Annotated in this window: 7 protein-coding genes; 4 read left to right on the forward strand and 3 right to left on the reverse strand. The window is 45.3% G+C overall.

Going from position 1 to position 11,617, the window contains the following annotated elements:
• Entirely contained in the window at window positions 1–435 is a 435-nt protein-coding gene (gene gspG, locus ACXX82_RS23790) for a type II secretion system major pseudopilin GspG (RefSeq protein WP_458564050.1), read from the reverse strand.
• Window positions 436–587: 152 nt separating this feature from the next.
• Window positions 588–1,280 (reverse strand): DsbC family protein, encoded by a 693-nt coding sequence (locus ACXX82_RS23795; RefSeq protein WP_322239020.1) that lies wholly within the window; start codon window positions 1,278–1,280, stop codon window positions 588–590.
• Between the two features lie 1,056 nt (window positions 1,281–2,336).
• Here ACXX82_RS23795 and ACXX82_RS23800 point away from each other — a divergent pair.
• The 4 genes from ACXX82_RS23800 (at window position 2,337) to ACXX82_RS23815 (ending at window position 8,106) form a co-directional block, all read left to right on the forward strand.
• Window positions 2,337–4,337, forward strand: a complete 2,001-nt coding sequence (locus ACXX82_RS23800; protein ID WP_322239022.1) for a TonB-dependent copper receptor — start codon at window positions 2,337–2,339, stop codon at window positions 4,335–4,337.
• A gap of 365 nt (window positions 4,338–4,702) precedes the next feature.
• Window positions 4,703–6,253, forward strand: a complete 1,551-nt coding sequence (locus ACXX82_RS23805) for a lytic polysaccharide monooxygenase (RefSeq protein ID WP_458563841.1) — start codon at window positions 4,703–4,705, stop codon at window positions 6,251–6,253.
• 410 nt (window positions 6,254–6,663) lie between these two features.
• Window positions 6,664–7,341 carry a response regulator gene (locus ACXX82_RS23810; protein ID WP_323506997.1) on the forward strand — a complete coding sequence of 226 codons (678 nt, stop codon included), beginning with the start codon at window positions 6,664–6,666 and terminating at the stop codon, window positions 7,339–7,341.
• 216 nt (window positions 7,342–7,557) lie between these two features.
• Window positions 7,558–8,106 (forward strand): cytochrome b, encoded by a 549-nt coding sequence (locus ACXX82_RS23815; RefSeq protein ID WP_458563842.1) that lies wholly within the window; start codon window positions 7,558–7,560, stop codon window positions 8,104–8,106.
• Between the two features lie 45 nt (window positions 8,107–8,151).
• Here ACXX82_RS23815 and ACXX82_RS23820 read toward each other — a convergent pair whose 3' ends face one another.
• Window positions 8,152–11,556, reverse strand: a complete 3,405-nt coding sequence (locus tag ACXX82_RS23820; protein ID WP_458563843.1) for an ATP-binding protein — start codon at window positions 11,554–11,556, stop codon at window positions 8,152–8,154.
• Between the last annotated feature and the right edge of the window lie 61 nt (window positions 11,557–11,617).

Consider the following 11,617-nt stretch of genomic DNA (forward strand, 5'->3'; position numbering starts at 1 on the left):
TCAAAATCCCCTCGTAATATCTTTATTTTTTCCTGAGCCACCCAGCTGTCCATCAGCGCCCAAAGACAAAATTTCAACTTCATGCGTAGCATCGGCATCACGCGCTGGGTTATGCCAGACGTATGCGTTTTCCCATGGATCCTTCGGCAAACCACTATTTAAATACGGCCACTTCCAATTATTTTCACCAGCTGGCTGTTCTATCAAGGCTTCTAATCCTTGCTCTTCAGTTGGGTAGATGCCCGTATCAAGCCGGTACTGACCAAGTACATCGGCAAGCGTTTTCATTTGTGCCGCTGCTGCACTTTCTTTAGCTTGTTCGATTTTTCCAAATAACTTTGGCCCGACATACCCAGCTAACAACGCGGTAATCAATAGAACCACCAGTAATTCGAGTAACGTAAAGCCACGTTCAGATTGGGATTTTGGGTTCATCATTTGTATTTCCTTGGTTAGAGTTGGGGCTGTTGCGCCGCTACGGACTTCATTACTGATTTATATAGTTACTTAGCTGACCGCTGACTTCGTTACTGAAATCGACGAATACGCCACAACTTACGTCTGATTTTGAGGTGATTTGATAACATCTATATTTTTTTCATTACTTGCTCTAATTTTTTTTCAATCGTTTCGGCAGAAATAAAACCACTAATGCGGGAGCCATCGGGGAAAATCAGAACTGGCGTTCCACGAATATCGAAACGCCGCCCGACATCGAGAAGTTCTTGTAATGTTGAAGCGCAAAGGGGATTTTTTACAGGCGCCTTGCCATGCAACATCCATTCCCCCCAAACGGCAGAAGGATTTTTTGCGCATAAAATATTGTTTCCCTTTTCTCTTGAATTTTCAGACAAAAAAGGAAAAATAAATGTATGTACGGTCACGTTGTGGAGCTTTGCCAGTTCTGCTTCCAAACGTTTGCAATAGCTGCAGTTAGGATCTGAAAAAACCGTAACATGACGCTCACCCAAACCTTCAACTCGCTTAAATGATTTTTCCATTGGTAAGCTATTCCATAGATTATTATTTATAGCTTGATCACCAACGGATGGGATCGATTGAACCGACAATCTATTCCGACTTTTTTCAAGTAGTCCATACTGGGCTGAAGCCTGCAAACCGATTGCGCGCTTGCTATCGCTTTTTTTCAGTGCTCCAAAATTCCCCAGCTGTTTTGTATCATCATGCTGCAAGCCAACAGCGACGTTCGATCCCATTGCATACGGCATCACGCTAAACAGAAAAATTGCTGACACGGTGATAAGTCGATTGATGCGCATTTTGTAAGGCTCCTGTTGAGGTGAGCGATGATGAGGATGAGTGCTTCTACATCAAACTCGTTTTGCTCTGATTAAGTTGATGAGATGCAGTTTTACAGAGAAGCGATATTGGGAACATGGGATTTATCCCAAATGTGGATAGTATTTATAAAGTTGATTGCCTGTTCGCTGCATAGAATAGATACCATTTCCATATCCCAGCCAAAAACCACGCTTCCTTTATGAGCGCCATTTACTTCAAAAAAAAGCCAGAAAATACCTTCGAATATTCAACGCTTATTTTTTGTGAAAATCAGGTGTACAAGGGAGGATAAAAATTTGCGAATGGTTCTTGATTCGTCACTACTTAAACAACCTTAAGCACTAACAAGCAGCACCAAGCAACAGACAGAAAGTGGTTTTTGTATTGACGAGAAGAAAAAAATGTATCGTCATCTATAGATGGCCAACTCTAGAAAATTGATGCTATTTTTTTCGTTTAAACTTTTCATTACAAGCTCTTCATCCTGTCTTCAAAAACAGTTAAGAGGATAGTAAATTGCGCGACAAAAAACAATGCGAATACTCTGGAATCTATCTAAGAATATTCTATAAAATCGACATTCAATTTTCAAAATAATTAAATTAACTTTTACTTTGTGATATCAGAGGGCGATTGAAAATTTGTATTTCGTTCTCATCCATTCCTATTTTCATCTCTAAAAGTTGTGTTCTTATCGAGGTTTCCACCATCTTCCTCAATAAGATTTTTCTGCTAAAGAATTAGAAAAGTCTTAACCATATCTAGTACTTATCCCGTGTTTTAAATTGGTAAAAGTGTCCACACTGTGTAGTACCAAATCTATAAAACGGATAGGAACCTCTCAGCGTTGTCAGCGGGCGGTTTTGATAAATGCTATTTAAACCAGAGTAACTGTGCGCAATACTTGTCTTGACGGTTCGGCGTCTTCGCTAATGCCGGCAGACATCGTCGCGAGTCACTTATCAACCATTCATCCCAATATGACGAATTGTTTCAAACTCACGCCGATTGCCTTAGTTTTGGGCGCTCTCTTTATGGCTAACGTTCACGCCCAATCGATAGATCATGCAATCATTGCAAACCTGACTATCCCCCTTCCAGAAGTCGTTGTAACCGCACCGCAAATGTCGGCACCGCTCATCGTCGTTACCGATCCAAAAGCACCGCGCCAACCCGTTCCCGCACATGATGGAGCTGATTACCTAAAAACGATTCCGGGATTTTCTGTAGTGCGCAAAGGTGGCACTGATGGTGATCCTGTCTTCCGTGGTATGGCGGGATCACGGCTGAATATTGCAATGGATGGACAGCAAATTTTAGGTGGTTGCGGTGGTCGCATGGATCCACCGACCGCCTATATATTTCCAGCGGAATATGACCGCATTACCTTGATTAAAGGACCGCAAACGGTTCTTTATGGCCCCACTAGTTCTGCAGGAACTGTATTGTTCGAACGTAGTACCGAGCGTGTAGCGCCAGGATTGAAACTCAACTCCAGTATTATGGTGGGTAGTTTTGGGCGTCATGACGAGGTCTCTTCCGCCCGTTATAGCCTGTCCGGATTTTATGCTGAAGCAGGCGCGACCCGATCACATTCCGATGACTATCGCGATGGCGAAGGACATCCTGTACATTCGTCTTATACCCGCTGGAGTAGTCGTGCAGCGTTTGGGTGGACGCCCGATGACAATACCTTGCTGGAGCTATCTATTGCCAAAAGTGACGGTCAGGCCGCCTACGCTGACCGTGGGATGGATGGTGCGCGATTCGCTCGCTCGACTATAGGACTCAAGTTCCAAAAGCGTAACTTGTCACCAATGGTCAAAAAAGTGGAAGCCCAAATTTACCGAAATTACATTGACCACGTAATGGATAACTACAGTCTTCGCTCCCCTACAGCGGGTAGTATGTTGAAGGCAATGAATCCGGACCGCACCACACAAGGCGGCCGCGTCGCCATCACGCTCAATCTGAGTGATACGACGCAACTAGTAACCGGTTTTGATATGCAAGGCAATGTGCATACATCACGCATGGGGATGGGAATGAATCCTGGGAGCGTGTCGTATCAGGACAGTCCACGGGTGCCCGATGCACGTTTTCAGAATATTGGTTTGTTTGGCGAGCTAACGCAACATCTCGGAAAAAGCGAAAATAGCCGCATTATTACCGGGTTGCGCACAGATTTTTGGCAGGCCAGAGATGAACGAAAATCGACCACCAGTTCGGGTAATCTCACACGCCGAAATGACACGTTACGCAGTGGTTTTACACGCTATGAGCACGACCTTACGGGAAGTCCAACGACGCTTTATGCGGGTGTTGGAATCGCAGAGCGATTTCCTGACTATTGGGAGTTGATTTCAAAGCAAAGTGTGGATAGTGTGAGCGCTTTTGGTACCAGGCCAGAAAAAACGACTCAACTTGATATTGGTGTCCTATATCATTCAGGCCCATGGAATCTAACCGCTTCAGCCTTTTATAGCCATGTAAATGATTTTATCCTGATTGAGTCAAACGTGAATAAGGGAGCAAAGACCGGCATCTCCATTACACGTAATATAAAGGCGTCGACGTGGGGCGGTGAAATCGGCGCAACGTATGCGATCAATCAATTATGGAAACTCGATGGTTCGATTAACGGGGTTCGCGGTAATAACCTGACCGACAAGACACCCTTGGCACAAATGCCACCATTGGAAAGTAAATTTGGTCTTACCTTTGACAATCACACCTGGTCTCTAGCTTCTATGGTGCGCTCAGTCGCCTCCCAGAAACGTTTTGATCTTCATAAAGGTAACATCGCGGGACAAGATTTGGGGGCTAGTTCTGGGTTCACCATATTTTCGATTAATGCTGGCTGGAAGCCTCGCAAAGATGTATTGATTACATCCGGCGTCGATAATATAACCAACAAAGTGTACGCCGAACATCTTAGTCGCAGTGGCACGCCATTGCCCGGTTATGACCAAACCACACGCATCAACGAACCCGGTCGAATGATTTGGGTGAAGGCGCAATTTGAAATAAAATAAACTTGCCAATGACGCCATATAAGCGGCGTTAAGCGGGAGAACATATTTCCCACAAAAGGTGCCGACATTGTCCGCACCTTTTTTGTATCATCACTTCCTTTGGTGTAGAGCAGTAACGCTAAAACGTACGGCTTGAATCATCAAGCCCAACTCAAATACAGACAATTCTTAACCGGTTAAGCGTTTTTCTTATTTAATCCCCGCATTTATCAGGTGTTGTGCGTTAGTTAAAAACTGGAAAATGAATCCCATCAACAGTAGGAATGCAGTGCCACTGAGCACGCAGCATCAACTCACTATTGAGATTCAGAATTCATGCAGTACTAACGATTTTTTACATACACTAACAAAGGGTATTAACCTATATGTCTACATCCACATCAACAAAAACAATCGGTAAACTATCGCTCGGTTTAACACTGGTACTTGGTTCGCTAGTCGCTCAGCAAGCATCAGCACATGGTTACATCGAATCGCCAATGAGCCGGTCGCTGTCTTGCTACCAAGGCGTCAACGCCAACTGCATCGCTCCCTACGAACCACAAGGTGTTGAATTCGGCGGTGGCGGCGGTGCTTTCGGCGTTCTGCCACCCGGCAACGAGGCTTTCCCGTTCAACGCTCCCGCTGACGGCGATATTGCAGCAGGCGGCCTCACCAGCAAATACGGTAACCTGAACGAACAGACAGCAACGCGCTGGCATAAAACCAAGGTCAAAGCGGGTAAAAATACGTTCAAGTGGAAATATACGGCAGATCATATTACCGCTTACTGGCAGTTCTTTATCACTAAAAAAGATTGGAACCCCAATATGCCTTTGTCACGCAGTTCGTTTGAAGCAACGCCAATCGGCCAACAAATACATAACGGCACCAAACCGAATAATGGCATCATGAATTCTTCGCATAGTGTTGATATTCCGACCGATCATAGCGGCTATCATGTGGTGCTGGCTACATGGAAGACATCAGATACTTCCGCTACGTTCTATCAAGTAGTCGATGTCGATATTCAGAATGATATGATCGCACCATCAAAGTGGTCAGAAATTGGATCAATTCAACCGAGTCAAACCGATTTAAAAACGGACACGGTCATCACCGCTCGCGTGATGGTTGCTGGTCAGGAGGATGTTTCAAAACAAACCGTACTCACCATTCAGAGCGACGAAGAAGGTAAGAGTACCCAATGGCCACATCAATTAGCCACCAAAATCAACGCCGACAATCTGGGTTACAAAGCAGGCCAATTGAATAAAGATGATGAAGTGAAACCAGCCTATGGCCCAAACACTGCTTACGTCCAAAAAGACAGCAATGTTTCAGGTCTGATCATTGATATTCAGCGCGCAAATCCTATTTTCTCGATGGAAGTCAGCGGCGTAAAATCGACGTACAAAATCGAAAACGGCAAAGTCACACTCCATTTTGACGTGAAAGCTCTGGGCGATTCCAGTAAGGTGCAAAGCATTGTCTACAACGCGCAAAAAGAAGAAGTCGCTCGTGGCGAAGCAGATATAAACGACGGCTCAGAACACTTTACGATAGATATCGATAAAGCTGTAGCCGGTAGCTACGATCTGGTGACTATTGGTAAAGCAAAATCGGGCGCGCTGGTGCAAAAAACATCGAACTTCAAAATGGTAGGAGGCGATGTAGCTGACCCGACTCCACCGGTTGTTGATCCAATTCCGCCAGTCGTTGATCCGATTCCTCCTGTAAATGTCGACTATGACTTTACGTACCCGAATGATCGCACAGCGTATAAACCAGGTAACAAGGTATTACAACCGAAGGATGGCAATGTTTATGCATGTAAGCCGGTTCCTCATGGTCTGTGGTGCAAACAGTCTCCACAGCATTATGCTCCGGGAACTGGTAGTGACTGGTCGGATGCGTGGACGAAGGTTAGCAAGTAAATCATTATCTACAAACGAATTTTAGCTATCCGGTGCCAACGAACAAAATAGGTACCGGACCAGATACTAATAAAAACGCCTCGGATTACGGGGCGTTTTTTTGAGTAGTCAGGAAAAATTAATTCGACTTTACAAGGGATTTTATAGTTCTGGCGATACTTTCTTAATTATCCATAGCAGCGTTACTCAGTGATTTTGTACCGGTATGTTTGTTGAGTTTTTTTTCAGTGCAATCGATATCGCGATTTTTGGGATAAACCCTATTTTCAATGAGAGTCGATAAGAATATTCTTTGTTTCAACAAGTCAGGACCAATCCTTATCGCATGGCAAACTACTCTCCGTTAAATATCGACGTTGAGGAACGGTGAAGATGTTCTGTGGACAATCTGAATAAACGGAGCTTTTTTCATGCCTATCAACATTATTATCGTCGAAGATTCCACTTTAGTCCGCAAGGGGTTGGTCTCCATAATCAGCAATTTTTCAGCTCCAAATGCATCGCCTCAGACATCTACTGAACAAACATCCTATAACGTGGTCGCAGATGTGGCATCGCCTAAGGAGTTATTGGAGGCGCTGAAGACGCATAACCCGGATCTGCTCCTACTAGATTATTCATTACAGACTGACAGTACCGATCCGCATCCGCTCCACGCACTCGACGGTCATAACTTGATCAAGCATATCCGCAAGAATTACAGCACCAACATACTTGTGGTGTCGCATCATCATTCGCCAATTATCATCCGCGCGGCATTGGAAGCAGGCGCGAATGGCTACATCAGTAAAAGCGCCAACGAAGAAGTACTGTGGCAAGCAATTCAGGCTGTTATCAAAGGCGATACGTTTGTTGAGCATCACTTGTTGAAAGCGATGCTGTATCGCAATCCTGAAACTGCTGTTATTAGTCCTAAAGAAATAGAAGTACTGCGCTTGATGGGCAAAGGTAGTCGTCTCACTGATATTGCTCAATGCATGAGTCTCAGCATCAAAACGGTGAGTGCGCACAAACTGCGTGCAATGGAAAAATTAAGTATACGCAATGATTCTGAGCTATACCGAGTGATTGCCGGGATGGCGCTTTGAGTGACCCGGTTTTTATCGAGAGCATGCGAATTTATTTTTGGTAAAAGAGATTTTTTACCGTGACAAGATGCACCTCCGATTCGACGTTTTTGTACGAATCAATCACATTTCCCCATTTTAAAAAATAATTTTTTAGGTGAGCGTGAAACGGCGTTTTAGTCACTTTGCGTTTTTAACTCTTCTTTACACCTGACAACACTATTTATAAGGTTATTTATGGCAACGATTATTAATCATTTTTCACAGAGAAATCAGCAGCACAATCGTTATGACGTCTTTACGCGACGGGTACATTGGATTGCTGCGGGCTTGATCATTTATACAATGATTGCTGGTTACTCGCTACATTTTTTGATCGACACACCGTATTTTTCATTTTTTTCGGTATTGAATATGTCTATTGGAACTGTCGTGATACCGCTTACGGTTGTAAGGTATTTATGGAAATTCTTTAGACCGTCAGTTCCCTACCCGGCCGACCTTTCACGTCCCAAGAAAAATATTGCACATCTGGCGCATGAAATGTTTTACCTGGTAATTTTTGTCATGTTATTAAGCGGCGTTTTAATGCTGACACATAGTTACAGATTTTTTTGGTTAATCGACATTCCCAACCCTATCAACGACGCATCGATTAACGGATTCTTTTTTGACGTACATCGTGCTTCCTGCGCTGGCGTAGCAGTAATGTTAATTCTGCACCTTGCGGCAGTAGCGAAACATCAACTCATCGACAAACGTAACATTATTAGCCGGATGCTTTGATTGCCTGTAGATTTAGGTCAATGAATGATGGGACGGCTTTAGTACTTAATCCTCATCCGGATTGATATCTTCTCGAATTTGTTCAAGCATTTCCAACAGGATAGGTGCAAGTCGGAACGCCTCTTCTTGCCACTCGTACTCTGCACTTTCTTCGATCGCGCGGCACAGCGAGATGGCAGGTCGCATATCGAGGGCCGCCATACCGCCGTGAATCCGATGCGCGATTGCCCCAAGGTGATCAAGGTCAGCTAAGGCAATAGCGACAGCCAACAGTGCCATATCCTCCGTCATACTATTGACCGCAGCTTTTAACATTTCCGGCTGCCACATCTGTGATGCGACCACAGACGCTTCCGCGATCGCTTTATCACGATCGGATTCGTCGATCACCATAGCGTTAGACACGATATGTGGCAGTGCCTTGCCCAAGCCAATAAATCGCTCCAACAGCTTTTCCAAATCATCCATCGCAAACGGTTTAATCATATAGCCGTTCATCCCGGCGGCCTGCCCGCGTTCGCGTTCGCCCGCTAACAGGCTTGCAGTGACGGCAATGATTGGGCAAAGCACTTCATGCGCACGCAAAGCCAGTGCCAACTCATAACCGTTCATTTCTGGCATATTCAGATCAGTCAAAATCAGATCAAAATGTTGACCGTCCTGAATCTGTCGTAATGCTTCCCGGCCACTCTCGGCTGCGCTGATACGGCAACCAAAAAAAGTTAATTGTTTTTCCAAAAGAAGTCTGTTAATTGCCTGATCATCAACAATCAACACCTGCGCATCAGTTTTACGAGGGCTTCCCATCATTGCTGGCTGGATTGCTTCTTCCGCGGCTTTGCGCCCAGCCACCATCAACAAAGCATTTATTACGGCTGATCCTGAAAGAGGATTGGCATAACCTTGATTACCCTTCAAAAAGGGCTGATAGGGCAAAGATAAGTCTAGAAACACAACCCCCTGGTGCGCCGCTTCTTCAAATTCACCGGTTTCGCTATGCCCTTCAACGCCATGCCCTGCCGTATCGACAGTCACATCAATTCGCGCTGAATACGGCTCTCTATTGTCAGGATCATCACGCAGTTCAAGGATTACACCGGATTTCGACGTTATTACCGAGGATAAATGTGTTCCGTGTTCCAGGCTGGTATTAATTGCGAATGTAAGACCGCTCAAACTCTCATCAACCGCTATTCGTTTAGCTTGGCTTAATGTAATCGTCACAACGAAAGTCGCACCTTGACCAGGCTCAGAATCTAAAGCAATCGTACCGCCCATCGCAGCGACGAATTTTTTACAGATAAAAAGGCCCAAACCCGTACCAGAAAACTGCTGTCTCGCCACCGGTCCGCTAGCCTGACCAAATGGTTGAAAAATACGTTCCGCATCTTCTTCGTCAATACCCGGTCCGGTATCACGGACAGAAAGGCCTATGCGTGATCCATTCGGTCCCGTCGTAAGTAATTGCCCTATTACCGTGACATTTCCGTGCATCGTAAATTTCACCGCATTATTGATCAAGTTATTAAGCACTTGTGTCAACTTAAGGGAATCACCCCACCACAAGCCCTCGAGTGCAGGATCAATGAAGCAATTCAGTTGCAAATTCTTTAACGATGCTCGCGACCAAAATCCCTGCACCACTGTCTCCAACTCTTTCGCTAAGTCGAACTCTTGACGATCTAGCTCATCGGCTTCCGTTTCACCCTTGGTGAAATCTAAGGCGTCATTTAATACGTCTTTGAGCGTTCTGGCAGAACCATCCATTGTGTGGGACAACTGGCGTTGTTCATCATCGAGTCGAGTTTTGGCCATTAGCTCGATTGAAGCCAGCATTCCATATAAAGGCGTGCGGATTTCATGACTGATTGTTGCCAGAAAAAGGCTTTTCGAAGCGCTAACCGATTCGGCAACAAGCTTGGCTTCTGCCAGCGTTTGCTCCGTACGTTTGCGATCAGTCATATCGCTCAGCACACAAATATATACTGGCTCATCCTCGTGCATTGCTGAAGCAATGCCGATTTGGTAAAAATGTCCGTGCTGTGCATCCTCTAAAAGTAACGTGCTGTGCTGCTCTTGTTTTCCTAGTTGCTCCAGAGACGCTAAGATCGGCAACACATCGCCAGATATTAATTGATCAGTCGCATCAAATAACCGCCACCGCTCAAGCGGAACAAACTGCCCGTTACGCAATACGACACTGCCGTCACGCACCCTTAAAACTGCCAATCCCACAGGCGATGTTTCAATGATAGTCCGATTAAAATTTTCACTGTCAGCCAGTCGTTTTGCCTGCCTTTCTGCAGGACCTATTACTGCACGTTTGATGCGCTGCGTGCCAAGCAGAACTCCGGTAACGGCCAATAAAAACAATAAAATTCCGACCACGATCAGCATCATTTTTTCACGCAGCATCGTCCACAAACTGACTGCATACACCACACGCCATTCGATATTTGGTACCGCGTAGCTCACTTGGAGCATGGCATCTTTCATCCGAAACTGTAAAGAGCTACGGTGAATTTTGTAATCTTGCTCGCTATCCAGATTTCGATAAAATGCGACTTCCTCGGTAGTCGGTTTACGGCCATCAATCAACATCAATCGACCTGTGTAGGCATAAATCAATACGAGTCCAGATCTTTTTTGGAAAGCAGTCCCAGTGACCTTCGTGCGGATTAATACAGTATCCGGTGAAACGTCGGTCGAAGCGTAACCAAGAACAGTGCCATGACTATCTCGATACGGCATGAAGCAGGTAAATACCGTACGCCCAGAAAAAGGGTCGGTCATCGATTTCGTCCAATAAATACCATCCGCATTGTGCGAATCTGGATAATCGCGCAATATGCGCTCAAACTCCTCGCGCTTCTGAAGCAAAAATAACGCAATTTTTTGGGTATCTGGCTGCGACTTCAATCCTGACCGGGTGAACATTGCAAGAGAGCCATCAGCATTCATTAAGACTGATTGGTCACTACTTACCCGATAACCCCAAAAGACCTTATGAAAATCCGCGAGACGCCATCCAAGCGCCTGCCATTCTCTCAGTTGCAATTCGTGCTGTGGCTCAAGGAAAGTTGATGGACCCGCCCCGATAGGACGGCGAAGTATCCAAAATTCCTCAACCAGTGGAGAGGTCTGACCGGGAACCGATAAGCGTGCAGTCGGGTCAACCGGCTTTTTACAAGGCGACGTCATGCCACAAATATAATCTGGCACCACCTCCGAAAACTTACCAATGAAATATTCCTGTCGCGATATTTGCCGCAACAGATCTGCATAATTTTCATGCGCCCATTCACTCCGGTCCCATAGCATAAACAGAAGCAAAAAACCGATAAAAAGGGCAAGCAAAAGCGACAATAAAGCGATGATCAAATAGGTTCGCGCTTGCAAAAATCTGCGCGAAATCGTCGTTATGCGGTCTGATAAAGCAGAGTAAGCCATAAGCGCCTGTCGAGGTATTCCATCGCAGCATAGCATCGCCCACTAAGAATAATCTTTTTAT

The sequence above is a fragment of the Glaciimonas sp. GNP009 genome (genome assembly GCF_054343755.1).

Bases quoted from the DNA above. Each gene is read 5' to 3' on its own strand.
- gspG (WP_458564050.1), bottom strand. From the start codon at position 435: ATGAACCCAAAATCCCAATCTGAACGTGGCTTTACGTTACTCGAATTA.
- ACXX82_RS23795 (WP_322239020.1), bottom strand. From the start codon at position 1,280: ATGCGCATCAATCGACTTATCACCGTGTCAGCAATTTTTCTGTTTAGC.
- ACXX82_RS23800 (WP_322239022.1), top strand. From the start codon at position 2,337: ATGGCTAACGTTCACGCCCAATCGATAGATCATGCAATCATTGCAAAC.
- ACXX82_RS23805 (WP_458563841.1), top strand. From the start codon at position 4,703: ATGTCTACATCCACATCAACAAAAACAATCGGTAAACTATCGCTCGGT.
- ACXX82_RS23810 (WP_323506997.1), top strand. From the start codon at position 6,664: ATGCCTATCAACATTATTATCGTCGAAGATTCCACTTTAGTCCGCAAG.
- ACXX82_RS23815 (WP_458563842.1), top strand. From the start codon at position 7,558: ATGGCAACGATTATTAATCATTTTTCACAGAGAAATCAGCAGCACAAT.
- ACXX82_RS23820 (WP_458563843.1), bottom strand. From the start codon at position 11,556: ATGGCTTACTCTGCTTTATCAGACCGCATAACGACGATTTCGCGCAGA.